This is a genomic window from Streptomyces bullii (assembly GCF_042657145.1).
GTDB classification, from domain to species: Bacteria; Actinomycetota; Actinomycetes; order Streptomycetales; family Streptomycetaceae; genus Streptomyces; species Streptomyces bullii.
In genome coordinates, this window is the sequence record NZ_JBHSNY010000010.1 from 96988 (window position 1) to 122713 (window position 25726).

Below are 25726 nucleotides of genomic sequence, written 5' to 3' on the forward strand. Positions count from 1 at the left end.
GGCGGTGGCGGGCGGGAGACGCATCCGGCGAAGCCGACGGCGAGCCGAGCGCCCCCAACAGGCGCACGCATATGCCCACACGCCCCCACCCCGTGACCCGCGGAGCGAATCCGCGTTGGTCAAGAAAGAGTTGACCACACCGGGCCGCGATCGCGGCCCATTCCTTTCAACGCCGGTTCGAGAGGCTTGTTCATGGCCGACCACGCAACCCACGACGCCCAGGCTCGGGCCAGCCTGCACTTGCTGGTGCGGGACATCGAGCGGGTCCGCCGGCAGGTGGACGCGTTGCGCACGCTCACCGCCCAGTTGGGCAACGTCTACCGCCCGCGACGCTCCGGCCCCTCCACGGGCTTCGTCGTCTACGGACGCGCCCCCGCCCCGACGGTCCGTCTGGCGCAGGAACTGCGGGACAGTGTCGAGACCCTGGTGACGGCGGCCGTGGACTTCGACCGCTCACTCGGTTTCTCGTGGGACGCGGTGGGCTCCGCACTCGGAGTCACCAAACAGGCGGTCCACCGCCGTTACGGCGCCCGCAGGGCCGCCGCGCAGGCGGCCGCCGCCGAGCCCGAGCGCACGCCGGAACCGTCGGGCAGCCGCACGGTCAACGTGAGCGCCGGCCTCCCCACGGTGCCGACGGTCCCCGCGGCCCGCTCCATGCCGACCCAGCCGACGGCGGGCAGCCCCGCCCTGCGCGACGAAGCGAGACCGACGGCCTTCCCCAGCCCCCGCAACGGCTGACGCACCGTCCGCGCCACCCGAGCCCCGCCCTCCCGGACCCGCCCGGGAGGGCATCTGCTCGTCACCCCCCTCATCCGGCGCCGCCCGACCCGGCTCAGCCGTAGCCCTCCGGAGCCCCGCAGCGGCTCCCGCTCGGCCGGGCTCACCCGGCCGCTGCGCACCTCACCCGATATCCAGCGGATCGATCCGAACCCGCACTGGCTCCCCGTTCCCCCGCGCCATCCGAGCCGCCTGAGCCGTCTTCAGTGCCGCCGCCATCGCGGCCCCACTCCCCGGCGGCACACGAATCAGCGCCCGCTCCGTGTACCCACCGGTCGACGGCCCCCCGGAGCGACGAGCCGGAGCCGCCCTCGACCCGGTCCCGGTTCCGGTCCCCAGCTCGGGAACCGGCCCCAACACCTCCGCGTCATGCGGAAGTTCAACAGCGGCGAGGAACTCCGCGAGGGCCTCCGGCGTACCGGAGACCGCTGCCATCCGCGACACCGGAGGAAATCCGAGCTCCGCCCGCTCGGAGAGTTCCCGTACCGCGTGCCCCACCGGATCCCACCGCACCAGCGCCTGCACGGGCCGCAGCGTCGCCTCGGCGACGATCACGACGGTGCCGCCTGCCTCCTGCGACCGTACGAGCGCCGAGGCGAAGATCCACCGCCGCAGGGCGTCCTCCGCCGCCCGCAGGTCCGGCCGCCCCAGCATCGCCCAGCCGTCCAGCAGCAGGGCCGCCGCATAGCCCCCTTCCGCCACGGGCTCGGCGCCGGGCGTGCTCACCACGAGCGCGGGCGACCCGGGGACCGTGTCGAGCACATGCTCACGCCCCGACGTCCGCACCGGCACGGCCGGGAACGCCCGTCCCAGCTCCTCGGCGGTGCGCCGCGCCCCCACGACCTGAGCGCGCAGCCGGAACCCGCCGCACATGCCGCAGTGCCACGCGGGCTCGTCCCGTCCGCACCAGCCGCAGACCAGCGCGGCGGCACTGTCACGTGCCTCCAGCGGTCCGGCGCAGTGCCGGCACCGGGCGGGCTCCCGGCACCGCTCGCAGGCGAGCCGCGGCACGTAGCCACGCCGTGGGACCTGTACGAGGACGGGCCCGTGGCGCAGCCCCTCCCGGGCGATCTGCCAGGCCAACGAGGGCAGCCGGGCCGCCCGTGCGGCGGCGTCCCGCGCGACGTCGTCGTCTCCGACGGTGCGCACGCGCGGGGCGGTGCGGCGGACCTGTTCGCGGGCCGCCGTGATGGCTGTCGCCCAGCCGCTGCTGACGAGCTGGGCAGCCTCGACGGTGCAGCTCCAACTGCCCAGCAGGAAGGCGCACTTTCCCCGTGCAGCGCGCAGCTCCAACACCTCGCGCACATGCGGGAACGGTGCGTTGTCATCGCTGTGGCTGGCGTCGCCGTCGTCCCAGATCACCACCAGCCCCAGGTCCCGCACCGGCGCGAACATGGCGGCCCGCGTCCCCACGACGGCCCGGACCGAACCGCGCCGCACGGACAGCCACTCGAGGTAACGCCGCTCCTGGCCCGCGTCCGCCGTCAGCAGGGCGTGCTGATCCGGGCCCAGCAGTTCCCTCAGCGCCGCGTCGACCCGCGCGGCGAAGCGTCCCGTCGGTACGACGACCAGAGCGCCACGCCCCGAAGCCAGCGTCGCCTGCACGGCCCGCGCGATCTCCTCCGCCCACTGCGGACCGGGCAGCGCGGTCCACACGGCGCGCGGAGCGTGTCCAGACGCCAGCGCCTCCAGGAACTGCGGCCCCCTCTCATAGCGGCGCCAGGAACCCGGATCCGGTGCGGGGGGCGGGGCTGCCGCCGGCGGCAGGGTCCGGGCCTCGGCACCCGCGTGGCGCGGGGGAATCGCCAGCTGCAGCACGTCCGCGAGGCTCCCGGCGTACCGGTCGGCCACGGCCCGGGCGAGCGCCAGCAGTTCGGGGTCGAGCACCGGCTCGGGCGACAGCACCTGCGCGAGGGCGGCCAGCGGTCCCTTGTAGTCGGTCTCGGCCAGCCTCTCGACGATGAACCCGTCTCTCAGGCCGCCGCCCTCGCGGCGCCCCTCCCGTACGTTGTGGGCGCCCGCCCCGAACCGCACCCGCACCCGCACCCCGGGCTGCGCCTGGGCGTCCAGCTCCTCGGGCACGGCGTAGTCGAAGTACCGGTCGAGGTGGAGCACGCCCTTGTCGACGACCACGCGCGCGATGGGCAGCTCCTTGGCGAGCGCGGCTCCCCGCCACGTCCGCGGTTTGGCCTTGGGCGCCGTGGCCTTGGCCTTGCGCACACTCTCCCGAATGAGCGCGAGCTGCTCGGGCGGCGCACCCTCCGCGCCGCCGCCGGCCTGTCCGTTCTCGCTGCTCACGCTTGCATTCTTACCAAACGCCGCTGACAACCGACGGCGCGCGAGATCCCCGGCGGCGACGGTCCGCACTCTGCCTCGGACCACTCGGCCCCAGCCCGGCCGACGACGGGATCGGAACCCGCGGCGGCTCCTGCGAGCCCCGGAGTACCCGTCCCCTTGGAACCGAGCGCCCGGCGTCACTCCTCCCGCGTTCCAGGCGGCAGCGGGGCATGTCGCTCAGCATCACCGCATGCACGAAGCGCACTGCACCGAAGTACCCGCGACCTGCGCACCGGGAGATGAGCAGCGTACGGAGCCGATCGTGCGGCTCGCCGGCTGTTCACCGGGGCGCGGCGGACGCGCCGAGGCCCGGCACCACCCTGGGCACCGGGCCTCGCACACAAAGCCGTGCGTGTTACAGCCCCGCGGCCTTCCGCAGCGCGTCCACGCGGTCCGTGCGCTCCCACGTGAAGTCGGGCAGCTCGCGGCCGAAGTGGCCGTACGCCGCGGTCTGGGCGTAGATGGGGCGGAGCAGGTCGAGGTCGCGGATGATGGCGGCCGGGCGGAGGTCGAAGACCTCGTCGATGGCCTTCTCGATCTTCTCGGGCTCGATCTTGTGGGTGCCGAAGGTCTCGATGAAGAGGCCGACCGGCTCGGCCTTGCCGATGGCGTAGGCCACCTGGACCTCGCAGCGGGAGGCCATGCCCGCGGCGACCACGTTCTTGGCGACCCAGCGCATGGCGTAGGCGGCGGAGCGGTCGACCTTGGACGGGTCCTTGCCGGAGAAGGCGCCGCCGCCGTGGCGGGCCATGCCGCCGTAGGTGTCGATGATGATCTTGCGGCCGGTCAGGCCGGCGTCGCCCATCGGGCCGCCGATCTCGAAACGGCCGGTGGGGTTGACCAGCAGCCGGTAGTTCTCGGTGTCCAGCTTGATGCCCTCGTCCAGCAGAGCCTTCAGCTCCGGCTCCACGACGAACTCCTTGATGTCGGGAGCGAGGAGGGAGTCGAGGTCGATGTCGGAGGCGTGCTGGGAGGAGACCACGACCGTGTCGAGTCGGACGGCCTTGTCGCCGTCGTACTCGATGGTGACCTGGGTCTTGCCGTCGGGGCGCAGGTAGGGGATCGTGCCGTTCTTGCGCACGTCCGACAGCCGCTTCGACAGGCGGTGGGCGAGGAAGATCGGCAGCGGCATCAGCGTCGGCGTCTCGTCCGTCGCGTAGCCGAACATCAGGCCCTGGTCGCCGGCGCCCTGCCGGTCCAGCTCGTCGTCGTCGCCCTCGACCCGCGCCTCGTAGGCCGCGTCGACGCCCTGGGCGATGTCCGGCGACTGCGCGCCGATCGACACGGAGACGCCGCAGGAGGCGCCGTCGAAGCCCTTCTTGGAGGAGTCGTAGCCGATCTCGAGGATCTTGTTGCGGACCAGGGTGGCGATGTCCGCGTAGGTCTTGGTCGTGACCTCGCCGGCCACATGCACCAGGCCGGTGGTGATCAAGGTCTCGACGGCGACCCGGGAGGTCGGGTCCTCGCGCAGGAGCGCGTCGAGAATGGTGTCGCTGATCTGGTCAGCGATCTTGTCGGGGTGGCCCTCGGTCACGGACTCCGAGGTGAACAGGCGACGGGACACAACGCTCCCTGGGGTTGCAGCGGCTGCTGGCTGATCATTGGCGGACGGCGGGGGCTGCACCCGGCGCCGTCCGTGGAACAGTTTATCGGTCACGCTTCGGCCACGGGTCCCCTGTCTCGCCTCTCGGGAGTGCTGTGACCTGCGGCACGGGCATTCTGCCCAATTCCGAGCGGCATTGGCCAGAGGCGCCACGCCCAGATGAACGAGGTTTCGTGGGCGCTCGCGGCGCATGAAACCCTCATCGCAGGCGCTCGGCCACCAGGTCCCACACGGTTTCGGCCAGGGCTTCCTTCGGGCCGTGCGCGACGGGCGTCTCACTGCCGTCGGCACCGAGCACCACGGCTTCGTTCTCCTCGGACCCGAACGTCTTGCGCTCCCCCACCTCGTTCACCACCAGCAGATCGCAGCCCTTGCGCTTCAGCTTGGCGCGGCCGTTGGCGAGCACGTCGTCGGTCTCGGCGGCGAAGCCGACGATCACCTGCCCGGGGCGGGCGCGGCCGGCGGAGATCTCCGCGAGGATGTCCGGATTTCGTACGAGGGCGATCGGCTCGGGGTCCTGGTCGTCCTTCTTCTTGATCTTCCCGGCCGCGTACGTGGCGGGGCGGAAGTCGGCGACGGCGGCGGCCATGACGACCGCGTCGGCGTCGGCGGCCGCCTTCAGCACCGCCTCGCGCAGCTGCACGGCCGTCCCGACGGGGACGACGTCGACACCGGCCGGGTCCGGCAGGGCGGTGTTGGCCGCGATCAGGGTGACGCGGGCGCCGCGGGCGGCGGCGGTGCGGGCGAGGGCGTAGCCCTGCTTGCCGGAGGAGCGGTTGCCGAGGAAGCGGACCGGGTCGAGCGGCTCACGGGTGCCTCCCGCGCTGACGACGACGTGCCGGCCCCTGAGGTCGGGCTCGGTGGCGCCCCGGGCCAGGACACGGCGGCAGATCTCGAAGATCTCGGCCGGGTCGGGCAGCCGGCCCTTGCCGGTGTCGACGCCGGTGAGGCGGCCGACGGCCGGTTCGATGACGACGGCGCCGCGGCGGCGCAGCGTCGCCACGTTCTCCCGGGTGGCCGGGTGCTCCCACATCTCGGTGTGCATGGCGGGCGCGAAGACGACCGGGCAGCGGGCGGTGAGGAGCGTGTTGGTGAGGAGGTCGTCGGCCAGGCCGTGGGCCGCCTTCGCCAGCATGTCGGCCGTGGCCGGGGCGACGACCACCAGGTCGGCGTGCTGGCCGATGCGGACGTGCGGGACTTCGTGGACGTCGTCCCACACCTCCGTCGCGACCGGGTTGCCGGAGAGCGCGGACCAGGTGGCGGCACCGACGAAGTGCAGCGCGGAGGCGGTGGGGACGACACGGACGTCGTGCCCCGACTCCGTCAGCCGCCGCAGCAGCTCACAGGCCTTGTACGCGGCGATGCCGCCGCTGACCCCCAGAACGACCTTCGGCTTGTCCACCGTCTCTCCCCGGAACCTCGGAAACGTGCAACCAACCCCCATCAGACACCACAGGCCCGGCAGTCGCGCTGCCGGGCCTGTGGAAAAGTCAGCTGCAGGCTGAAAGTAATACTTACTGCCCCGGGCCCTCGATGGCCTCGGACGTCAGCAGCCCCGCGTTGATCTCGCGGAGGGCGATCGAGAGCGGCTTCTCGTGGACGTGGGTGTCGACGAGCGGACCGACGTACTCGAGGAGGCCCTCGCCGAGCTGCGAGTAGTACGCGTTGATCTGGCGGGCCCGCTTGGCCGCGTAGATCACGAGGCTGTACTTCGAGTCGGTGGCCTCGAGGAGCTCGTCGATCGGCGGGTTGATGATGCCCTCGGGCGCGGAGATGGAAGAGGACACGCTCTACCTTCCGATGGATGGGAAAGAATCAGTCGGGGTGAGCCGGGGTGATCAGCCCGTGAGGACGACCAGCCTCGATCACACGACGTCCATCAAGGCTAGCAGCTCGCGCGCCACGTCCTCGACGGAGGTGTTGACCAGGGTGACGTCGAACTCCGGCTCGGCCGCCAGCTCGATCTTCGCGGCGTCGAGACGGCGCTCGATGACCTCGGGCGGCTCGGTGCCCCGGCCGGTGAGTCTGCGCACCAGCTCCTCCCAGGAGGGAGGAGCCAGGAACACCAGCTGAGCCTCGGGCATCGACTCCCGGACCAGACGGGCGCCCTGCAGGTCGATCTCCAGGAGGACCGGCTCACCGGCCTCCAGGCGCTCCTGCACGGCCGCACGCGGCGTGCCGTAGCGGTTGCCGGCGAACTCGGCCCACTCCAGCAGCTCGCCGTTGGCGATCAGCTTGTCCATCTCCTCGTCGGTGACGAAGAAGTAGTGGACTCCGTGCTGCTCGCCGGGGCGGGGCTTGCGGGTCGTCGCCGACACCGAGAGCCAGACCTCGGGATGTTCCTTGCGCATATGGGCGACGACCGTGCTCTTGCCGACCCCGGAGGGGCCGGAGAGCACGGTCAGCCGCGGACGTTCACTCATGCAGCGATTATTCCAGCAATCCCGGAGTGACCGGGACTCCCTTCCCGGGCGACCCGGTTCAGGAGCCGGTGCTGCCGAACTCGCGCTCCAGAGAAGCGATCTGGTTGGAGCCGAGGCCGCGCACGCGACGGCTCTCGGAGATGCCGAGTCGCTCCATGATCTGCTTGGCGCGGACCTTGCCCACGCCCGGCAGGGACTCAAGAAGGGCGGAGACCTTCATCTTGCCGATGACGTCGTTCTCCTGGCCCTGCTTGATGACCTCGTGGAGGGAGGCGCCGGAGTGCTTGAGTCGATTCTTGACCTCGGCCCGCTCCCGGCGAGCCGCGGCGGCCTTTTCGAGCGCGGCTGCGCGCTGTTCAGGGGTAAGGGGCGGAAGAGCCACGCCTACGTCACCTCGGATGTCGAACTGTCGGATACGGACCGGTGAGGAACCTAGTCGCCCCACACCTGGGGAGCCACGAGCAACACGCTTGCCCGTTCACTCTCGTCGGAGACTAGCGGGCAAGTCCGCCAGAGTCAGCGAGAACAGCGGAAAAGTCCTGGTCAGCCTCCGCCAGGACGGACATTGAGGACATAATGCCCCGGATTTGAGGATGTATCCAGGCTCAAGTGAGTCCCGGGTCACTCGCGGGAGGACCCGGGAAACCCTCAGGCGGAGGTCACGGCGGTCCGGATCTCCTCCGCGAAGCGTTCCGCGGCGTCACGCAGCGCCACCACGTCGGGACCGTGGCGCAACACTCCCCGGCTGACGTTCGGCACCACGTTGCGCACCACCGCCCCGAAGACCCGGGGAAGATCGGCCGGCGTCGCCCCCTGGGCGCCGATCCCGGGCGCGAGGAGCGGACCGCCCATGTCCAGGTCGTAGGACGACAGGTCGCCGAGCGTGGCGCCGACCACCGCGCCGAAGGAGCCCAGCGGCTCCTCCCCCGCGTTCTCGGCGGCCAGGTGCGCCAGCATCGTCGCTCCGACGCTGCGGCCGTCGGCGCGGACGGCGTGCTGGACCTCGCCGCCCTCCGGGTTGGAGGTCAGCGCCAGCACGAACAGCCCGGCGCCGCTCTCGCGCGCCAGCGAGACGGCAGGGCCGAGCGAGCCGAAGCCGAGGTACGGCGAGACGGTCAGGGCGTCCGAGAACAGCGGCGCGTCCTTGTGCAGGAAGGCCTCGGCGTACGCGGCCATGGTCGAGCCGATGTCGCCGCGCTTGGCGTCCATGACGACCAGGGCGCCCGCCGCCCGCGCCTCGGCCACGGACTTCTCCAGCACGGCGACGCCGCGGGAGCCGAAGCGCTCGAAGAACGCGCTCTGCGGCTTGAGCACGGCGACCCGGTCGGCGACCGCCTCGACGACCGTGCGGCTGAACCGCTCCAGGCCCGCCACGTCGTCGTTCAGGCCCCACTCGGCGAGCAGGGAGGCGTGCGGATCGATGCCGACGCAGAGCGGGCCGCGCTCGTCCATGGCCCGCCGCAGACGGGCGCCGAAGGGTTCGAGACCACTCATGCCGTCTTCCTCACGTCGGCGCCCACCGCGTCGGCGAGCGTGGCGTACGGGCTGGTGCGCAGGCGCGCGGCGAGCCCCTTGTGGATGGCGCGCCCCCAGAAGGGCCCCTCGTAGATGAAGGCGCTGTAGCCCTGCACCAGCGTGGCACCGGCCAGGATGCGCTGCCAGGCGTCCTCGGCGTTCTCGATGCCCCCGACGCCCACCAGGGTGATCCGGTCGCCCACGCGCGCGTACAGGCGGCGCAGCACCTCCAGGGAGCGCGCCTTGAGCGGGGCGCCGGACAGGCCGCCGGTCTCCTTCACCAGCGACGGGTCCGACGTCAGGCCGAGTCCCTCGCGCGCGATGGTGGTGTTGGTGGCGATGATCCCGTCCAGGCCGAGCTCGACGGCCAGGTCGGCGACCGCGTCGATGTCCTCGTCGGCGAGGTCCGGCGCGATCTTGACCAGGAGCGGAACGCGGCGGGCGGGGACCGTCCGGTCGGCGGCCTCCCGCACGGCGCTCAGCAGGGGCCGCAGCGCCTCGGTGGCCTGCAGGTTCCGCAGGCCCGGGGTGTTCGGGGAGGAGACGTTGACCACCAGGTAGTCGGCGTACGGTGCCAGCCGCTCGGCCGACTTCACGTAGTCGGCGACGGCCTCGTCCGCCGGGACGACCTTGGTCTTGCCGATGTTGACGCCGACGACCGTCTTGAAGACGGGCGTACGGGAGGCCAGACGGGCGGCGACGCGCAGCGAGCCGTCGTTGTTGAAGCCCATGCGGTTGATCAGCGCCCGGTCCTCGACCAGGCGGAACAGGCGCTTTCTGGGGTTGCCGGGCTGCGGTTCCCCGGTGACCGTGCCGATCTCGACGTGATCGAAGCCGAGCATGGCCATGCCGTCGATGCCGACGGCGTTCTTGTCGAAGCCCGCGGCGAGCCCGAAGGGGCCGTGCATCCGCAGCCCGAAGGCCTCCGTGCGCAGTTCCCTGTAGCGGGGGGCGAGCACGGCGGCCACGAAGGTGCGCAGCACGGGAATGCGGGCGGCCCGGCGGATCCAGCGGAAGGCGAGGTGGTGGGCCTGCTCCGGGTCCATCCGCTTGAAGAGGAGACTGAAAAAGATCTTGTACACGATGTCCTCACGAAGAGGGGGACACCGTTTCCGGTGTCCCCCTCGTGGCTGCTAGTCGCGGGCCGCGGTCAGGAATTCCGCGTGTTCCTGGAGCGAGCGGACGCCCACGTCGCCGCGGTGCAGGGCGTCGATGCCCTGGACCGCCGCGGCGAGCGCCTGGACCGTCGTCAGGCACGGCACGGACCGCGCCACGGCCGCCGTACGGATGTCGTAGCCGTCGAGGCGGCCGCCGGTGCCGTACGGAGTGTTGACGATGAGGTCGACCTCGCCGTCGTGGATGAGCTGGACGATGGTCCGCTCGCCGTTCGGGCCGGTGCCCTCGGACTGCTTGCGCACCACCGTGGCGTTGATGCCGTTGCGCTTGAGGACCTCGGCGGTGCCGGACGTGGCGAGCAGCTCGAAGCCGTGCGCGACCAGCTCGCGGGCCGGGAAGATCATCGAGCGCTTGTCGCGGTTGGCGACCGAGATGAAGGCGCGGCCCTTGGTGGGCAGCGGCCCGTAGGCGCCCGCCTGCGACTTGGCGTACGCCGTGCCGAAGACGGAGTCGATGCCCATGACCTCGCCCGTGGAGCGCATCTCCGGACCGAGGACCGTGTCGACGCCGCGGCCGTGGATGTCGCGGAAGCGCGACCACGGCATGACGGCCTCCTTGACGGAGATCGGCGCGTCGAGCGGGAGCTCGCCGCCGTCGCCGTTCGCCGGGAGCAGGCCCTCGGCGCGCAGCTCGGCGATGGTCGCGCCCAGCGAGATCCGGGCGGCGGCCTTCGCCAGCGGCACGGCGGTCGCCTTGGAGGTGAAGGGGACCGTGCGGGAGGCGCGCGGGTTGGCCTCCAGGACGTACAGGATGTCGCCGGCCAGCGCGAACTGGATGTTGATCAGGCCGCGCACCCCGACACCGCGCGCGATGGCCTCCGTGGAGGCCCGCAGCCGCTTGATGTCGAAGCCGCCCAGCGTGATCGGGGGCAGGGCGCACGCCGAGTCACCGGAGTGGATGCCGGCCTCCTCGATGTGCTCCATGACGCCGCCGAGGTACAGCTCCTCGCCGTCGTACAGCGCGTCGACGTCGATCTCGATCGCGTCGTCCAGGAAGCGGTCCACGAGGACCGGCCGGGACGGGCTGATCTCGGTGGACTCGGCGATGTACGACTCCAGGCGGGCCTCGTCGTACACGATCTCCATGCCGCGCCCGCCGAGCACGTACGACGGCCGGACGAGGACCGGGTAGCCGATCTCGTCGGCGATGGCCTTGGCCTCGGCGAAGGTGGTGGCGGTGCCGTGCTTGGGCGCGGGGAGGCCGGCCTCCTTCAGGACCCGGCCGAAGGCGCCGCGGTCCTCGGCGGCGTGGATGGCCTCCGGGGAGGTGCCGACGATCGGCACGCCGTTGTCCTTCAGCGCCTGGGACAGGCCGAGCGGGGTCTGCCCGCCGAGCTGGACGACGACGCCCGCGACCGGACCGGCCTGCTGCTCGGCGTGGACGATCTCCAGCACGTCCTCGAGCGTCAGCGGCTCGAAGTACAGGCGGTCGGAGGTGTCGTAGTCCGTGGAGACGGTCTCCGGGTTGCAGTTGACCATGACCGTCTCGTAGCCCGCGTCGCTCAGCGCGAAGGAGGCGTGGACGCAGGAGTAGTCGAACTCGATGCCCTGGCCGATGCGGTTCGGGCCCGAGCCCAGGATGATGACGGCCGGCTTCTCGCGGGGCGCGACCTCGCTCTCCTCGTCGTACGAGGAGTAGAAGTACGGCGTCTTCGCGGCGAACTCGGCGGCGCAGGTGTCGACCGTCTTGTAGACCGGGCGGACGCCCAGGGCGTGCCGGACCTCGCGGACGACGTCCTCGCGCAGGCCGCGGATCTCGGCGATCTGCTGGTCGGAGAAGCCGTGCCGCTTGGCCTCGGCGAGCAGGTCGGGCGTGAGTTCGGCGGCGTCCGCCAGCTCGTCGGCGATCTCCTTGATGAGGAAGAGCTGGTCGACGAACCACGGATCGATCTTCGTGTACTCGAAGACCTCCTCCGGTGTGGCGCCCGCGCGGATGGCCTGCATGACGGTGTTGATCCGGCCGTCGGTGGGCCGGACGGCCGCGCGCAGCAGCTCGTCCTTGTCGCCGGGCTCGCCGACGAACGTGAACTGGCTGCCCTTCTTCTCCAGCGAGCGCAGCGCCTTCTGGAACGCCTCGGTGAAGTTACGGCCGATGGCCATGGCCTCGCCGACCGACTTCATGGTGGTGGTGAGGGTGGAGTCGGCGCTCGGGAACTTCTCGAAGGCGAAGCGCGGCGCCTTGACGACCACGTAGTCGAGGGTCGGCTCGAAGGAGGCCGGGGTCTCCTGCGTGATGTCGTTGGGGATCTCGTCGAGGGTGTACCCGACGGCCAGCTTCGCGGCGATCTTGGCGATCGGGAAGCCGGTCGCCTTGGAGGCCAGGGCCGACGAACGCGACACACGCGGGTTCATCTCGATGACGATCACGCGGCCGTCCACCGGGTTCACGGCGAACTGGATGTTGCAGCCGCCGGTGTCGACGCCGACCTCGCGGATGACGGCGATGCCGATGTCCCGCAGGATCTGGTACTCGCGGTCGGTCAGCGTCATCGCGGGCGCGACCGTGATCGAGTCGCCGGTGTGCACGCCCATGGGGTCGAAGTTCTCGATGGAGCAGACGACCACGACGTTGTCGTGCTTGTCGCGCATCAACTCCAGCTCGTACTCCTTCCAGCCGAGGATGGACTCCTCCAGGAGCACCTCGGTGGTCGGCGAGAGCGTGAGGCCGGTGCCGGCGATGCGGCGCAGCTCCTCCTCGTCGTGGGCGAAGCCTGAGCCGGCGCCGCCCATGGTGAAGGACGGACGGACGACGACCGGGTAGCCGCCGAGCTCCTCGACGCCGGCGAGGACCTCGTCCATGGAGTGGCAGATGACCGAGCGGGCGGACTCGCCGTGCCCGATCTTCTTGCGGACCTCCTCCACGACGTCCTTGAACTGGTCGCGGTCCTCGCCCTTGTGAATGGCCTCGACGTTGGCGCCGATCAGCTCGACGCCGTACTTCTCCAGCACCCCGTTCTCGTGCAGCGAGATCGCGGTGTTGAGGGCCGTCTGGCCGCCCAGGGTGGGCAGCAGCGCGTCCGGCCGCTCCTTGGCGATGATCTTCTCGACGAACGCGGGGGTGATCGGCTCGACGTAGGTGGCGTCGGCGATCTCCGGGTCGGTCATGATCGTCGCCGGGTTGGAGTTGACGAGGACGACGCGCAGGCCCTCGGCCTTGAGGACGCGGCACGCCTGGGTGCCGGAGTAGTCGAACTCGGCGGCCTGGCCGATGACGATCGGGCCGGAGCCGATGACCAGGACGGACTGGATATCGGTGCGCTTAGGCACGCTGGCCCTCCATGAGCTTCACGAAGCGGTCGAACAGGTAGGCGGCATCGTGCGGGCCGGCTGCCGCTTCGGGGTGGTACTGGACGCTGAAGGCCGGCTTGTCGAGGAGCTGGAGACCCTCCACCACGTTGTCGTTCAGGCAGACGTGGGAGACCTCGGCGCGGCCGTAGGGGGTGTCGGAGACCTTGTCGAGCGGGGCGTCGACGGCGAAGCCGTGGTTGTGCGCGGTGACCTCGACCTTGCCGGTCGTACGGTCCTGCACCGGCTGGTTGATGCCGCGGTGGCCGTACTTCAGCTTGTAGGTGCCGAAGCCGAGGGCGCGGCCCAGGATCTGGTTTCCGAAGCAGATGCCGAACAGCGGGGTGCCGCGCTCCAGGACGCCCTGCATGACGGAGACGGCGTGGTCGGCGGTGGCGGGGTCGCCGGGGCCGTTGGAGAAGAACACGCCGTCGGGGTTCACGGCGTACACGTCCTCGACGGTCGCGGTGGCGGGCAGCACGTGCACCTCGATGCCGCGCTCGGCCATGCGGTGCGGGGTCATGCCCTTGATGCCCAGGTCGACGGCGGCGACGGTGAACTTCTTCTCGCCGATCGCGGGGACGACGTACGGCTCGGTGGTGGCGACCTCGGCGGAGAGGTTCGCGCCCTTCATCTGCGGGGCTTCCTGGACGCGGGCCAGCAGCGCGGCGTCGTCCTGGATCGTGTCACCGCTGAAGATGCCGACGCGCATGGCACCGCGCTCGCGCAGGTGGCGGGTGAGGGCGCGGGTGTCGATGCCGGAGATGCCGACCACGCCCTGGGCCGCGAGCTCCTCGTCCAGCGTGCGCCTGGCCCGCCAGTTGGACGGCACGCGCGCGGGGTCGCGCACGACGTATCCGGCGACCCAGATGCGCTTCGACTCGGGGTCCTCGTCGTTGACGCCGGTGTTGCCGACGTGCGGGGCGGTCATGACCACGACCTGCCGGTGGTACGACGGGTCGGTCAGGGTCTCCTGGTAGCCGGTCATGCCGGTGGAGAACACCGCCTCGCCGAAGGTCTCCCCCACGGCCCCGTAGGCACGGCCGCGGAAGATCCGGCCGTCCTCCAGGACGAGAACGGCGGGAGTCTTGGCCACTCCCCTGGTGGAGGTCGTCATCGTTCGGCGCCTTCCGTCGTGGTGATCATCTGATTCAGGGTGTCGACCCACTCGGTGTGCTCGGCCGCGCGGTCGGAGCGGAAGCCGGAGTCGATCAGCTTGTCGCCGTGCGCCCAGGTCACGACGAGCAGACCGCCCTCGGTGAGCACCTTGCCGGCGATGCCCTTGTCGAGGCGGGCCTCGCGCAGCGCGGCCGCGGGGATGAAGAAGTCGGTCGCACCGGGGCGTACGACGTCCAGTCCCGCGTCCGTCAGCGTGAGCTCGACCCGGCTGCGGGTGCCGAGGCCGTGCGCCACGATGCGGTCCAGCCACTGTCCGGCCGTGGTGGAGCCGTGGTAGCGGCCGCTCAGGGTCAGTCTGGCCGGGCCCGGGTCGTCCGGTGCGGCGGGCAGGTCCGGCAGGTCGCCCTGGAGCGTGCCGCGCCACTTCCAGCCCTCGCGCATCAGCCAGTAGACGAGCGCGACGAAGAGGGCGAGACCGACGACCCAGCCGAGGCGGGCGGCCCAGTCGGTGACCGGTGCCGACTTCTCTTCGGCGGCGATCAGGAGTGCAGGTGTCACGTGAGCTTCCCGTCGACGAGCGTGGCCTTGCCCCGGAGCCACGTGTGCGTGACACGGCCCGGCAGCTCGCGGCCCTCGTACGGGGTGTTGCGGCTGCGCGAGGCGAAGCCCGCGGGGTCCACAGGGCCACGGTATGCCGTGTCGACGAGGGTGAGGTTGGCGGGCTCACCTGCCGAGACGGGACGGCCGTGTCCCTGGGCCTGTCCGATCAGCGCGGGCTTGAAGGACATGCGGTCGGCGACGCCGGCCCAGTCCAGCAGGCCCGTGTCGACCATGGTCTCCTGGACCACTGACAACGCGGTCTCCAGCCCCACCATGCCCATGGCCGCGGCGGCCCACTCGCAGTCCTTGTCCTCGTGCGGGTGCGGGGCGTGGTCGGTGGCGACGATGTCGATGGTGCCGTCGGCGAGCGCCTCGCGCAGCGCCATGACGTCACGCTCGGTGCGCAGCGGCGGGTTGACCTTGTAGACCGGGTTGTACGTCCGCACCAGCTCGTCGGTGAGGAGCAGGTGGTGCGGGGTGACCTCGGCGGTGACCTGGATGCCGCGGGACTTTGCCCAGCGGACGATCTCCACGGACCCGGCGGTCGACAGGTGGCAGATGTGGACGCGGGACCCGACGTGGTCGGCGAGCAGGACGTCCCGGGCGATGATCGATTCCTCGGCCACCGCCGGCCAGCCGCCGAGGCCCAGCTCGGCGGAGACGACGCCCTCGTTCATCTGGGCGCCCTCGGTCAGTCGCGGCTCCTGCGCGTGCTGGGCGACGACGCCGTCGAAGGCCTTCACGTACTCCAGGGCGCGGCGCATGATCACAGCGTCGTGGACGCACTTGCCGTCGTCGGAGAAGACGGTGACGTCGGCGGCCGACTCGTGCATGGCGCCCAGCTCGGCGAGCTTCCGGCCCTCCAGGCCCACGGTGACGGCGCCGATGGGCCGCACGTCGCAGTAGCCGTGCTCCTTGCCGAGCCGCCAGACCTGCTCGACGACGCCGGCGGTGTCGGCGACCGGGAAGGTGTTGGCCATGGCGAACACGGAGGTGTAGCCGCCGGAAGCCGCCGCCCGCGTACCCGTGAGAACGGTCTCGGAGTCCTCACGGCCCGGCTCGCGCAGGTGGGTGTGCAGGTCGACCAGGCCCGGCAGCAGCACCTTGCCGTCGGCCTCGACGACCTCGGCACCCTCGGCCGACAGGCCGGTGCCCACCTCGGCGATGGTCTGGCCGTCGATCAGCACGTCCTGCGGCGCGCCGCCGAGCACCTTCGCCCCACGGATCAGGGTCTTGCTCATGTACTTCACTTCTCCTCGGTACGGGGGGCGGTGACTGCGGGTTCGTTGCCGCCGAGCAGCAGGTACAGCACGGCCATCCGGATGGAGACGCCGTTGGCGACCTGCTCGACGACGGTGCAGCGGTGGGAGTCGGCGACCTCGGCGGTGATCTCCATACCGCGGACCATCGGGCCCGGGTGCATGACGATCGCGTGCTCGGGCATCCGCGCCATGCGGTCGCCGTCCAGGCCGTAGCGCCGCGAGTACTCGCGCTCGGTCGGGAAGAAGGCGGCGTTCATGCGCTCGCGCTGGACGCGCAGCATCATCACCGCGTCCGACTTGGGCAGCGTGCTGTCCAGGTCGTAGGAGACCTCGCAGGGCCAGGTCTCGATGCCGACCGGCAGCAGGGTCGGCGGGGCGACGAGGGTGACCTCGGCGCCGAGGGTGTGCAGCAGGTCGACGTTGGAGCGGGCGACCCGGCTGTGCAGGACGTCGCCGACGATGGTGATGCGCTTGCCGGCGAGGTCCTGGCCGATCCCGGCGTCCCGGCCGACGAGCCGGCGGCGCATGGTGAAGGCGTCCAGGAGGGCCTGGGTGGGGTGCTGGTGGGTGCCGTCGCCCGCGTTGATGACGTGGGCGTCGATCCAGCCGGAGGTGGCCAGACGGTAGGGGGCGCCGGAGGCGCCGTGCCGGATGACGACGGCGTCGACGCCCATGGCCTCCAGGGTCTGGGCGGTGTCCTTCAGGGACTCGCCCTTGGACACGCTGGATCCCTTGGCGGAGAAGTTGATGACGTCCGCTGACAGCCGCTTCTCGGCCGCCTCGAAGGAGATCCGGGTGCGGGTGGAGTCCTCGAAGAAGAGGTTGACGACGGTGCGGCCGCGCAGGGTCGGCAGCTTCTTGATCGGCCGGTCGGCGACCCGGGCCATCTCCTCGGCGGTGTCGAGGATCAGGACGGCGTCGTCGCGGGTGAGGTCGGCGGCCGAGATGAGATGACGCTGCATCGTGCAGGCTCCGTAGGGCAGTTCATTCAGGAGAATCCGGGCAGATGGGCGCGCGCCCGGGCGCACCGATCCGGCGTACGACAGCGGCGTACGCCTGGGGGTGCTACTGGGCGGCCTGCTTGGCACCGAGCAGCACGGTGTCGCGACCGTCCTCCTCGGCGAGCTGGACCTTGACCGTCTCCCGCAGCGACGTGGGGAGGTTCTTGCCGACGTAGTCGGCACGGATGGGCAGTTCGCGGTGGCCGCGGTCGACGAGGACCGCCAGTTGCACCGCGCGCGGACGCCCGATGTCGTTCAGGGCGTCGAGGGCGGCACGGATGGTGCGGCCGGAGAAGAGCACGTCGTCGACGAGGACGACCAGACGGCCGTCGATGCCGTCACCGGGGATCTCGGTACGGGCGAGCGCGCGCGGCGGCTGCATGCGCAGGTCGTCGCGGTACATGGTGATGTCGAGCGAGCCGACCGGTACCTGGCGCTCGGTGATCTGCTCGAGCTTGGCGGCGATCCGCCGGGCGAGGAAGACGCCCCTGGTCGGAATGCCGAGGAGCACCACGTCGTCGGCGCCCTTGGCGCGCTCGACGATCTCGTGGGCGATGCGGGTCAGCACCCGCGCGATGTCAGGGCCTTCGAGAACGGGCCGTGCATCGGACGCTTGCGTGTCCATACGAAACGGACCTCCTTCTCCGCCTCACGGGACGGACCTTAAAGGACGTCGGGATTGCGTCATCCACGGTAGCAGGCCGGAACGACACCCCCGCTCACCCCCCTGCCGCCCCACTGTCACCCACATGGCGCAATGGGTGGCCACTAGCACGGAAGCGTCGGTGTGGACCATTCGGCTTGACGCACGAGAGTAACGCTGCGTAACCTCACAGTGAGTTACCAGCCGCGGTCTGGAAACCAAGCCAGCCGCGTCGACACAGTGCCGGGGAGCCATATGTCCAGCGAATACGCCAAACAGCTCGGGGCCAAGCTCCGGGCGATCCGCACCCAGCAGGGCCTTTCCCTCCACGGTGTCGAGGAGAAGTCCCAGGGACGCTGGAAGGCGGTCGTGGTCGGTTCGTACGAGCGCGGCGACCGCGCCGTGACCGTGCAGCGCCTCGCCGAGCTGGCGGACTTCTACGGCGTTCCCGTGCAGGAGCTGCTTCCGGGCACGACCCCGGGTGGCGCGGCCGAGCCGCCGCCGAAGCTGGTCCTGGACCTGGAGCGGCTGGCCACCGTGCCGGCCGAGAAGGCGGGCCCGCTGCAGCGCTACGCGGCCACGATCCAGTCGCAGCGCGGTGACTACAACGGCAAGGTGCTCTCGATCCGCCAGGACGACCTGCGCACACTCGCCGTCATCTACGACCAGTCCCCCTCGGTCCTCACGGAGCAGCTGATCAGCTGGGGCGTGCTGGACGCGGACGCGCGGCGCGCGGTGGCCTCCCACGAGGAGAGCTGACCGCTGCACAGGCCCGGCGAGGGCTGAGCAGAAACGTACCGTCGGGGTGGCCGGGGACCGCATGGTTCCGGCCACCCCGACGGCGTTGTGCGGGCCTCGCGGGCCGCAGCGGTACGGGAGTACGGAGCATGCCGGAGGGCCCGCAGCAGTCGGCTGCGGGCCCTCCGGCATGTTGTGGTGTCTCTCAGGCCTCGTCGCGGCGCAGTGAGGGCTTCAGGTCCTTCAGACGGCCGAGCAGGCCGTTGACGAACGAGGGCGACTCGTCCGTGGAGAACTCCTTCGCCAGCTGCACCATCTCGTCGAGGACGACGGCGTCCGGGGTCTCGTCGACCCAGATCAGCTCGTAGGCGCCGAGACGCAGGATGTTGCGGTCCACGACCGGCATCCGGTCGAGCGTCCAGCCGACGGAGTACTGCGCGATCAGCTCGTCGATGCGCTGCGCGTACGTCGCGTAGCCCTCGACCAGCTGCATCGTGTACTCGCTCACCGGCGGCTGCCGGGTGTCGGTCCGGGAGAGCCGGATCCAGTCCGCGAGGACCGTCAGGACGTCGGCGCCGCGCTGATCGCCCTCGAAGAGGATCTGGAAGGCGCGTTTGCGGGCCGTGTTGCGGGCAGCCACGGTTAGCTGTTCACCCGGCCGAGGTAGTCGCTGGTGCGGGTGTCGACCTTGATCTTCTCACCGGTGGTGATGAAGAGCGGGACCTGGATCTGGTGGCCGGTCTCCAGCGTGGCGGGCTTGGTGCCGCCGGTGGAGCGGTCGCCCTGGACGCCGGGCTCGGTCTCGGCGATGGTCAGCTCGACGGCGGCCGGGAGCTCGACGAAGAGCACCTCGCCCTCGTGCTGGGCGACGGTGGCCGTGAAGCCCTCGACGAGGAAGTTGGCGGCGTCGGCGACCGTCTTGCGGTCGATGTGCAGCTGGTCGTAGGTCTCCATGTCCATGAAGACGAAGTACTCGCCGTCCATGTAGGAGAACTGCATGTCCCGCTTGTCGACGGTGGCCGTTTCGACCTTGACGCCGGCGTTGAAGGTCTTGTCGACCACCTTGCCGGAGAGCACGTTCTTGAGCTTGGTGCGCACGAAGGCCGGGCCCTTGCCGGGCTTGACGTGCTGGAACTCGACGACGGACCAGAGCTGGCCGCCTTCGAGCTTGAGCACCATGCCGTTCTTGAGGTCGTTCGTGGAAGCCACGGTTGCGGAATCTCCTGGACTGACGTGGACGACCCCGGGGCGAGCGCACAGCGCGGGGCTAGAGCGCGAGCAGCTCCTTGGTCGTGATGGTGAGTAGCTCGGGTCCGCCGTCCGCCTCGGGGCGTACGACGAGCGTGTCATCGATCCGGACACCGCCCCGGCCCGGGAGGTGGACCCCCGGTTCGACGGTGACCGGCACGCAAGCGTCCAGTTTACCCATGGCCGCAGGGCTCAACTGAGGGTCCTCGTCGATTTCGAGCCCGACCCCGTGTCCGGTGAGCCGCGGCAGGCCCTCGGTGTACCCGGCGGAGTCCAGTACCTGGCGTGCGGCGCGGTCCACGTCACGGCAGGCGGCGCCGGGCGAGAGGGCCTCCCGGCCGGCGCGCTGGGCGGAGAAGACCAGGTCGTAGAGCTCGATCTGCCAGTCGGCGGGGGTGGTGCCGATGACGAAGGTGCGGCCGATCTCGCAGCGGTAGCCGCGGTAGGTGGCGCCGAGGCAGACGGAGAGGAAGTCGCCCTCCTCGACGCGGCGGTCGGTGGGGCGGTGGGCTCGCCGGCCGGCGTTGGGTCCGGTGGCGACGGAGGTCGGGAAGGCCGGGCCGTCGGCGCCGTGGTCGACCAGGCGGCGCTCCAGCTCCAGGGCGAGGTGGCGCTCGGTGCGGCCGACGAGGATGGACTCCAGCAGCTCGCCGAGGGCCTGGTCGGCGATCTCGGCGCCGATGCGCAGGCAGGAGATCTCCTCCTCGTCCTTGACCACCCTGAGCTGCTCCACCGCGCAGCCGAGGTTGGTCAGGCGCAGCCGGGGGGCGACCGAGGCGATGGCGCGGTGCCGGGCCACGGTGAGGTGGTGCTCCTCCACGGCGAGGGAGTCGCCGCCCTCGGCGGCGAGGCCCGCGGCGGCGACGGCCGGGTCACCGTCGTTCCCGGGCAGGGTGTGCACACGCAGGGCGTCGTCGGGCCGTGGCTGCGTGGGGCGGTCGTCCGGAGACTCGCCGCAGACCAGCAGGTCCTGGTCCTCGGTCCTGCCCAGCAGCAGGACGGCGCCGCTCGGGGCGGGGCCCGCGAGGTAGCGCACATTGGCGGGGCGGGAGACGAGCGCCGCCGCGCTGCCGCCCGCGTTGCAGCAATCCCGTAGCCGCGTCCGGCGGGCCGCGTACACCTCTGACATGAGCCGAGCCTACGAGCGGTGGCCGGATGTCGCCGGTCGAGAGCGGCCGAGTGGGGTGCGCTGGCGGTGGCGCGGGGGCGTGCGGGCGTTGCGGGGGGTCGCAGGCGCTGTGCGTGCGCAGTTGCGTGGGGACGTAGGAGTCCTGGATCCAAACCCCAGGCGCGATCATCCGCTGCCGCGAGCCCGCCGCGGGTCTGGTCCCTCCGCCCGCAGCCACGGCAAAGGTGCGCCGGGTCGGCTGAGCGGTCGGCCGCGTCGGGTCCGGCGGCGGAGAACCCGTGAGGTCCCCGTGCGCGGGTCCGTACCCGCCCCGGGCGGCTCACACGGGTTCGCGCGTGTGAGCGCGCCGGGGTGCGGCGTGCGACCGCGCGTGCTACGCGGCCGGGGCCGGCATCCCTTCTCGCGGTTCCCGGCACCTACCACTTCGGCGGGCTGGTGATCGCCCTCGCCAGGACGTCGTCCAGTACGCGTGCCGTCTCCGGGACGTCGAGCTGGGAGTTGTCGATGATCGGCAGGCCGGAGCCGTACCAGCCGGCCATGCGTCCGTGGATGCGGGCGACCTCCTCGTCGGTGAGGCGGCGGTTGCCCGTGCGCTCGGCGTTGCGCTCCAGGACGATGTCCAGGCCGGGGAGGAGGACGACCGGGAGGAGGCCGGGTCCCACGTGTCGTTTCCAGCCACCGAGGCCGACGACGGGGCGGTCGGGGAAGACGGCGTCGTCGAGGATGCACGAGATGCCGTTGGCGAGGAAGTTGCGCGCGGCGAAGCCACAGGTGCGGCGGGCGAGGCGGTACTGCGCCTCTGAGTTGTCGTTCCAGCCGGACTGCGGGTCGGCGAAGCCCGAGCGGACCCATTCGCGCACGTCGTCGAGGCTGATGTGGGCGGTGGGAACCCGGCGGTGGTCCGCCCAGTACTTGGCGACACTCGTCTTGCCCGCGCCCGCGGGGCCGATGAGCAGCACGGCGAGGGTCGTGGTGTCCGGGTCCGGCGCGGCGACGGCGGCGGGCGGTGTGCCGGGTCCGCAGACGGGGCCGCCCGGCGGCAGCGGTACGTGGCCGGTGGTGTCCGGGGCCGGGGGGACCTGCGTGGACTGCGGGACGGTCGGGTGCGGCGGCGAGGCGGGGTAACCGGGAGGCGGCGGGGGCACGGGGGCGGAACCCTGGTGGGGGCCCGGGTGGTGCTGGCCCGGGTGCTGTGCGGCCGGCGACCAGCCGGCGGCCGGTCCGTGCCCCGGCTGGTGGGGCTGCGGCAGCGGAGAACCCACTGCGTGCTGCATCCGGTGCCACTCCGTCTCGTACAGGCGACTGCGCTGGCAGCGGGGGCCTGCCCCGCTCGCTACCGAACGGTACCGCCCCCGGCTGTCGTTTGGTGAACGGCCGGGGGCGGCCCGAAGTGCCCGGTGGCGCAAGGAGAATCGGGCAGAAGACGTTCCGCGGGACCTACTGCCCCACTTCGCCGTACGCGGCGAGGAGGACGGCCGGGTCGGGACCCTCCAGGACGGTGGGCTTGGCGAGACCGTCGAGGACGATGAAGCGCAGCAGGTCGCCGCGGGACTTCTTGTCGACCCTCATGGTCTCCAGCAGCTTGGGCCACTGGTCGTAGCGGTAGTGCAGGGGCAGGCCCACGGATTCCAGGATCGTACGGTGGCGGTCGGCGGTGGCGTCGTCCAACCGGCCCGCCAGACGGCCCAGTTCGGCGGCGAAGTGCATGCCGACCGAGACCGCGGCGCCGTGCCGCCACTTGTAGCGCTCGTTCTTCTCGATGGCGTGGCCGAGCGTGTGGCCGTAGTTGAGGATCTCCCGCAGCCCCGATTCCTTCAGGTCGGAGGAGACGACATCGGCCTTGACCCTGATCGAGCGCTCGATGAGCTCCGCGGTGTGCGGTCCGGCCGGGGTGCGCGCCGCCTCGGGGTCGGACTCGATGAGGTCGAGGATCACCGGGTCGGCGATGAAACCGGCCTTGATGACCTCGGCCAGGCCGGAGACGTAGTCGTTGACCGGCAGGGAGTCCAGTGCCGCCAGGTCGCACAGCACACCGGCGGGCGGGTGGAAGGCGCCGACGAGGTTCTTGCCCTCGGCGGTGTTGATGCCGGTCTTGCCGCCGACCGCCGCGTCCACCATGGCCAGGACGGTGGTGGGGACGGCGATCCAGCGCACTCCGCGCAGCCAGGTCGCGGCCACGAAACCGGCCAGGTCGGTCGTCGCGCCGCCGCCGACGCCGACGATCACGTCGGTGCGGGTGAAGCCGGACTGGCCGAGCGCCTTCCAGCAGTAGGCGGCGACCTCGGCGGTCTTTGCCTCCTCGGCGTTCGGCACCTGGATGGCGATCGCCTCGTAGCCCTGCTCGGCCAGGTCGGCGCGCAGCGCGTCGCCGGTCTCGGCCAGCGCCTCGGGGTGGACGACCGCGACCCGCTTGGCCTTCGCACCGACCAGCCCGCCGAGTTCGCCGAGGAGTTGACGGCCCACCAGTACCTCGTACGGCTCGGTGCCCGCGGTGCCGCCGACCTGGATCCGGGTGACTGCCTCGCTCATGCTTCCTTCAACTCCAGTGCGTCCAGGGCGGCTCGGGTGACCTCTTCGGGGGTGCGGCCGTCGGTGGGGACGACGGCCGTGGCGACCTCCTCGTACAGGTGCCGGCGCGCCTCCATCAGTTCGCGCCACTGCTTGCGCGGGTTGACCGCCAGCAGGGGCCGGGCCGCGTTCAGCCCCGTGCGCTTGACCGCCTCCTCGACGTCCATCGACAGGTACACGACGCGCTGCCCGGACAGCAGCGCGCGGGTGTCCGGGTCGAGGACGGCGCCGCCGCCGAGGGCGAGGACACCGTCGTGCTCGGCGAGGGCGGTGCGCACCGCCTGCTTCTCCAGCGCGCGGAAGGCCGGTTCGCCGTCTTCGACGAAGATGTCGGCGATGGCGCGGCCCTGCGAGGCGACGATGTCGTCGTCGGTGTCCCGGTAGCCGACGCCGAGCCGCTCGGCCAGCAGCCGCCCGACGGTGGACTTGCCGACCCCCATGGGGCCGACCAGTACGACGACAGGCACCGCGCTCACCTGATCGCCAGGTTGTCGAGGTAGGACCGCACGTTGCGGCGGGTCTCGGCCACGCTGTCGCCGCCGAACTTCTCCGCCACCGCGTCGGCGAGGACCAGCGCCACCATCGCCTCGGCGACGATGCCGGCGGCCGGCACCGCGCACACGTCCGAGCGCTGGTGGTGCGCCTGGGCGGGCTCGCCCGTGGTGACGTCCACGGTTCGCAGTGCCCGCGGCACGGTCGCGATCGGCTTCATCGCGGCCCGCACCCGCAGCAGCTCACCGGTGGTCAGGCCGCCCTCGGTGCCGCCGGAGCGGCCGGTGGCCCGCTTGATGCCCTCGGGCGTGGTGACGATCTCGTCGTGCGCCTTGGAGCCGGGCACCCGCGCGAGATCGAAGCCGTCGCCGACCTCGACACCCTTGATCGCCTGGATGCCCATGAGCGCGGCGGCCAGCCGCGCGTCGAGCCGCCGGTCCCAGTGCACGTGCGAGCCGAGGCCCACCGGCACGTCGTACGCCAGCACCTCGACCACACCGCCGAGGGTGTCGCCGTCCTTGTGGGCCTGGTCGATCTCGGCGACCATCGCCTTCGAGGCGTCCGCGTCCAGGCACCGCACGGGATCCGCGTCCAGTTTTTCGACGTCCGCCGGAGTCGGGTACACGCCGTACGGCGCCTTGGCCGCCGCCAGTTCCACGACGTGGGAGACGATCTCGATGCCGGTGGTCTCCTTCAGGTACGACCGGGCCACCGCGCCCAGCGCCACCCTGGCCGCCGTCTCGCGGGCGGAGGCCCGCTCCAGGATCGGCCGGGCCTCGTCGAAGCCGTACTTCTGCATGCCGGCGAGGTCGGCGTGACCGGGCCGGGGCCGGGTCAGCGGCGCGTTGCGGGCCAGCCCGGCCAGGATCTCCGGGTCCACCGGATCGGCCGCCATGACCTGTTCCCACTTGGGCCACTCGGTGTTGCCCACCATGATCGCGACCGGCGAGCCGATGGTGAGGCCGTGCCGGACACCGCCGAGGAAGGTGACCTCGTCCCGCTCGAACTTCATGCGGGCACCGCGCCCATAGCCCAGCCGCCGCCTCGCCAGATGGTCCGCCACCATGTCCGTGGTGATCGGCACGCCGGCGGGAAGACCCTCCAGCGTCGCGACAAGTGCGGGACCGTGGGACTCCCCCGCGGTCAGCCAGCGCAACCTGCTCAACGGTGCTCCTCAGTGCTCGCGCCCTGGTATTGCCCTGCGTACGCACGTCCTCGCGTACGGCGACGGCCCGACCGGGTGCGCGGCCCCGGTCCGCCACCTCCGATCCTCGCACGCCCGGGCCCTCGATCCGTCCGCCGGTCCATCCATCGGACGGGCGTGCCGGGCGGGGTGATCAGGCCGGGCCCTGGCGCTGCTGAGGAGCGTACGCCCCGAGGAAGTCGGCCCCGCTCGGCTGCCGCTGCGGCTGCTGCGCGTAGGCCCCCAGGTGGCCTGCACCACTCCCCTGCGGCGCGCCCAGATGGTCGGCACCACTGCCCTGCTGCGCCTGCGGCGCATACGCCCCGAGATGGTCCGCCCCGCTGCCCTGCTGCGGCGCGTAGGCGCCGAGGTGGTCGGCGCCGCGCCCCTGTCCGCACTGGGCCGCCGCGTGGACGGGCCTGCCGGCGCGGACGGCGCGCCGGTAGGCGATCCTGCGCTTGAGCTTGAGTCCCCAGGAGACGAGGACGGCGAGCACGACCAGGGCGAGCACCGTGATCTGCACCCAGTCGGGCATGAACCTCAGCACGGCCTCGACCATCTCGGCCTTGCCGGACGCCGTGGACACACCTGCGGACATGAACTCTTTCCCCTCCCGTTCCGCCCCCTG

24 protein-coding genes are annotated in these 25726 nt (G+C 71.6%); 2 read left to right on the forward strand and 22 right to left on the reverse strand.

Annotation, left to right across the window (positions count from 1 at the left end):
* Positions 1-192: 192 nt before the first annotated feature.
* The gene (locus ACFPZJ_RS27580) at positions 193-738 is read left to right on the forward strand and encodes a hypothetical protein (RefSeq protein ID WP_381026897.1); all 546 of its coding nucleotides are present in this window, start codon (positions 193-195) and stop codon (positions 736-738) included.
* 162 nt (positions 739-900) lie between these two features.
* Here the strand turns inward: ACFPZJ_RS27580 and ACFPZJ_RS27585 are convergent, their stop codons facing one another.
* From ACFPZJ_RS27585 to pyrR, 14 genes are all read right to left on the reverse strand, one after another.
* On the reverse strand, positions 901-3075 hold the full coding sequence (locus tag ACFPZJ_RS27585) for a primosomal protein N' (RefSeq protein ID WP_381026900.1): 2175 nt from the start codon (positions 3073-3075) through the stop codon (positions 901-903).
* Between the two features lie 394 nt (positions 3076-3469).
* A complete protein-coding gene (gene metK, locus ACFPZJ_RS27590) occupies positions 3470-4678 on the reverse strand; it encodes a methionine adenosyltransferase (protein WP_381026902.1) in 1209 nt (402 codons plus the stop codon).
* A gap of 238 nt (positions 4679-4916) precedes the next feature.
* Positions 4917-6119 (reverse strand): bifunctional phosphopantothenoylcysteine decarboxylase/phosphopantothenate--cysteine ligase CoaBC, encoded by a 1203-nt coding sequence (coaBC, locus tag ACFPZJ_RS27595; RefSeq protein ID WP_381026904.1) that lies wholly within the window; start codon positions 6117-6119, stop codon positions 4917-4919.
* 112 nt (positions 6120-6231) lie between these two features.
* Entirely contained in the window at positions 6232-6504 is a 273-nt protein-coding gene (rpoZ, locus tag ACFPZJ_RS27600) for a DNA-directed RNA polymerase subunit omega (RefSeq protein ID WP_030577387.1), read from the reverse strand.
* Positions 6505-6582: 78 nt separating this feature from the next.
* Positions 6583-7140, reverse strand: coding sequence for a guanylate kinase (gene gmk / locus ACFPZJ_RS27605; protein WP_365674017.1), 558 nt, complete (start codon positions 7138-7140; stop codon positions 6583-6585).
* A 58-nt stretch (positions 7141-7198) separates the two neighbouring features.
* On the reverse strand, positions 7199-7522 hold the full coding sequence (locus tag ACFPZJ_RS27610) for an integration host factor (protein WP_003977346.1): 324 nt from the start codon (positions 7520-7522) through the stop codon (positions 7199-7201).
* 266 nt (positions 7523-7788) lie between these two features.
* Positions 7789-8634: an orotidine-5'-phosphate decarboxylase gene (gene pyrF, locus ACFPZJ_RS27615; RefSeq protein ID WP_381026906.1), complete on the reverse strand. Its 846-nt coding sequence runs from the start codon at positions 8632-8634 to the stop codon at positions 7789-7791.
* Positions 8631-9737: a quinone-dependent dihydroorotate dehydrogenase gene (locus ACFPZJ_RS27620; RefSeq protein ID WP_381026909.1), complete on the reverse strand. Its 1107-nt coding sequence runs from the start codon at positions 9735-9737 to the stop codon at positions 8631-8633. Before ACFPZJ_RS27620 ends, pyrF begins: the two co-directional genes overlap by 4 nt.
* A gap of 51 nt (positions 9738-9788) precedes the next feature.
* Positions 9789-13097, reverse strand: a complete 3309-nt coding sequence (carB, locus tag ACFPZJ_RS27625; RefSeq protein WP_381026911.1) for a carbamoyl-phosphate synthase large subunit — start codon at positions 13095-13097, stop codon at positions 9789-9791.
* The gene (carA, locus tag ACFPZJ_RS27630) at positions 13090-14232 is read right to left on the reverse strand and encodes a glutamine-hydrolyzing carbamoyl-phosphate synthase small subunit (RefSeq protein WP_381026914.1); all 1143 of its coding nucleotides are present in this window, start codon (positions 14230-14232) and stop codon (positions 13090-13092) included. Before carA ends, carB begins: the two co-directional genes overlap by 8 nt.
* On the reverse strand, positions 14229-14792 hold the full coding sequence (locus ACFPZJ_RS27635) for a PH-like domain-containing protein (protein WP_381026917.1): 564 nt from the start codon (positions 14790-14792) through the stop codon (positions 14229-14231). The genes carA and ACFPZJ_RS27635 overlap by 4 nt, the downstream gene beginning before the upstream one ends.
* Positions 14789-16075 carry a dihydroorotase gene (locus tag ACFPZJ_RS27640; RefSeq protein ID WP_381026920.1) on the reverse strand — a complete coding sequence of 429 codons (1287 nt, stop codon included), beginning with the start codon at positions 16073-16075 and terminating at the stop codon, positions 14789-14791. Before ACFPZJ_RS27640 ends, ACFPZJ_RS27635 begins: the two co-directional genes overlap by 4 nt.
* 5 nt (positions 16076-16080) lie before the next feature.
* Complete coding sequence (locus tag ACFPZJ_RS27645) at positions 16081-17058, reverse strand: aspartate carbamoyltransferase catalytic subunit (protein WP_381026923.1); 978 nt, start codon at positions 17056-17058, stop codon at positions 16081-16083.
* Between the two features lie 103 nt (positions 17059-17161).
* Positions 17162-17722: a bifunctional pyr operon transcriptional regulator/uracil phosphoribosyltransferase PyrR gene (gene pyrR, locus ACFPZJ_RS27650; RefSeq protein ID WP_381026926.1), complete on the reverse strand. Its 561-nt coding sequence runs from the start codon at positions 17720-17722 to the stop codon at positions 17162-17164.
* A gap of 273 nt (positions 17723-17995) precedes the next feature.
* On the opposite strand from pyrR, the gene bldD reads away from it, so the two are divergent.
* Entirely contained in the window at positions 17996-18499 is a 504-nt protein-coding gene (bldD, locus tag ACFPZJ_RS27655; RefSeq protein ID WP_004990661.1) for a transcriptional regulator BldD, read from the forward strand.
* A 184-nt stretch (positions 18500-18683) separates the two neighbouring features.
* Here bldD and nusB read toward each other — a convergent pair whose 3' ends face one another.
* The 8 genes from nusB to ACFPZJ_RS27695 all read right to left on the reverse strand — a co-directional run bounded on the left by nusB (position 18684) and on the right by ACFPZJ_RS27695 (position 25696).
* Positions 18684-19118 (reverse strand): transcription antitermination factor NusB, encoded by a 435-nt coding sequence (gene nusB, locus ACFPZJ_RS27660; protein WP_381026929.1) that lies wholly within the window; start codon positions 19116-19118, stop codon positions 18684-18686.
* Positions 19119-19120: 2 nt separating this feature from the next.
* Positions 19121-19687 (reverse strand): elongation factor P, encoded by a 567-nt coding sequence (efp, locus tag ACFPZJ_RS27665; protein WP_381026932.1) that lies wholly within the window; start codon positions 19685-19687, stop codon positions 19121-19123.
* 58 nt (positions 19688-19745) lie between these two features.
* Positions 19746-20855 (reverse strand): aminopeptidase P family protein, encoded by a 1110-nt coding sequence (locus ACFPZJ_RS27670; RefSeq protein ID WP_381026935.1) that lies wholly within the window; start codon positions 20853-20855, stop codon positions 19746-19748.
* A 416-nt stretch (positions 20856-21271) separates the two neighbouring features.
* Positions 21272-22129, reverse strand: a complete 858-nt coding sequence (locus ACFPZJ_RS27675; RefSeq protein ID WP_381026938.1) for a Pro-rich N-terminal domain-containing protein — start codon at positions 22127-22129, stop codon at positions 21272-21274.
* Positions 22130-22292: 163 nt separating this feature from the next.
* The gene (gene aroB / locus ACFPZJ_RS27680) at positions 22293-23384 is read right to left on the reverse strand and encodes a 3-dehydroquinate synthase (protein WP_381026941.1); all 1092 of its coding nucleotides are present in this window, start codon (positions 23382-23384) and stop codon (positions 22293-22295) included.
* Positions 23381-23863 carry a shikimate kinase gene (locus tag ACFPZJ_RS27685; protein ID WP_381027675.1) on the reverse strand — a complete coding sequence of 161 codons (483 nt, stop codon included), beginning with the start codon at positions 23861-23863 and terminating at the stop codon, positions 23381-23383. Before ACFPZJ_RS27685 ends, aroB begins: the two co-directional genes overlap by 4 nt.
* A gap of 32 nt (positions 23864-23895) precedes the next feature.
* Positions 23896-25080 (reverse strand): chorismate synthase, encoded by a 1185-nt coding sequence (aroC, locus tag ACFPZJ_RS27690; protein ID WP_381026944.1) that lies wholly within the window; start codon positions 25078-25080, stop codon positions 23896-23898.
* A gap of 172 nt (positions 25081-25252) precedes the next feature.
* The gene (locus ACFPZJ_RS27695) at positions 25253-25696 is read right to left on the reverse strand and encodes a hypothetical protein (protein WP_381026947.1); all 444 of its coding nucleotides are present in this window, start codon (positions 25694-25696) and stop codon (positions 25253-25255) included.
* Positions 25697-25726: the final 30 nt, after the last annotated feature.

What these genes read in the sequence shown, in the direction of transcription:
- ACFPZJ_RS27670 (WP_381026935.1), bottom strand. Translation starts at nt 20,855, where the DNA reads ATGTCAGAGGTGTACGCGGCCCGCCGGACGCGGCTACGGGATTGCTGC.
- aroB (WP_381026941.1), bottom strand. Translation starts at nt 23,384, where the DNA reads ATGAGCGAGGCAGTCACCCGGATCCAGGTCGGCGGCACCGCGGGCACC.
- ACFPZJ_RS27580 (WP_381026897.1), top strand. Translation starts at nt 193, where the DNA reads ATGGCCGACCACGCAACCCACGACGCCCAGGCTCGGGCCAGCCTGCAC.
- ACFPZJ_RS27695 (WP_381026947.1), bottom strand. Translation starts at nt 25,696, where the DNA reads ATGTCCGCAGGTGTGTCCACGGCGTCCGGCAAGGCCGAGATGGTCGAG.
- bldD (WP_004990661.1), top strand. Translation starts at nt 17,996, where the DNA reads ATGTCCAGCGAATACGCCAAACAGCTCGGGGCCAAGCTCCGGGCGATC.
- ACFPZJ_RS27640 (WP_381026920.1), bottom strand. Translation starts at nt 16,075, where the DNA reads ATGAGCAAGACCCTGATCCGTGGGGCGAAGGTGCTCGGCGGCGCGCCG.
- ACFPZJ_RS27675 (WP_381026938.1), bottom strand. Translation starts at nt 22,129, where the DNA reads ATGCAGCACGCAGTGGGTTCTCCGCTGCCGCAGCCCCACCAGCCGGGG.
- ACFPZJ_RS27645 (WP_381026923.1), bottom strand. Translation starts at nt 17,058, where the DNA reads ATGCAGCGTCATCTCATCTCGGCCGCCGACCTCACCCGCGACGACGCC.
- gmk (WP_365674017.1), bottom strand. Translation starts at nt 7,140, where the DNA reads ATGAGTGAACGTCCGCGGCTGACCGTGCTCTCCGGCCCCTCCGGGGTC.
- ACFPZJ_RS27685 (WP_381027675.1), bottom strand. Translation starts at nt 23,863, where the DNA reads ATGGGGGTCGGCAAGTCCACCGTCGGGCGGCTGCTGGCCGAGCGGCTC.
- pyrF (WP_381026906.1), bottom strand. Translation starts at nt 8,634, where the DNA reads ATGAGTGGTCTCGAACCCTTCGGCGCCCGTCTGCGGCGGGCCATGGAC.
- pyrR (WP_381026926.1), bottom strand. Translation starts at nt 17,722, where the DNA reads ATGGACACGCAAGCGTCCGATGCACGGCCCGTTCTCGAAGGCCCTGAC.
- carA (WP_381026914.1), bottom strand. Translation starts at nt 14,232, where the DNA reads ATGACGACCTCCACCAGGGGAGTGGCCAAGACTCCCGCCGTTCTCGTC.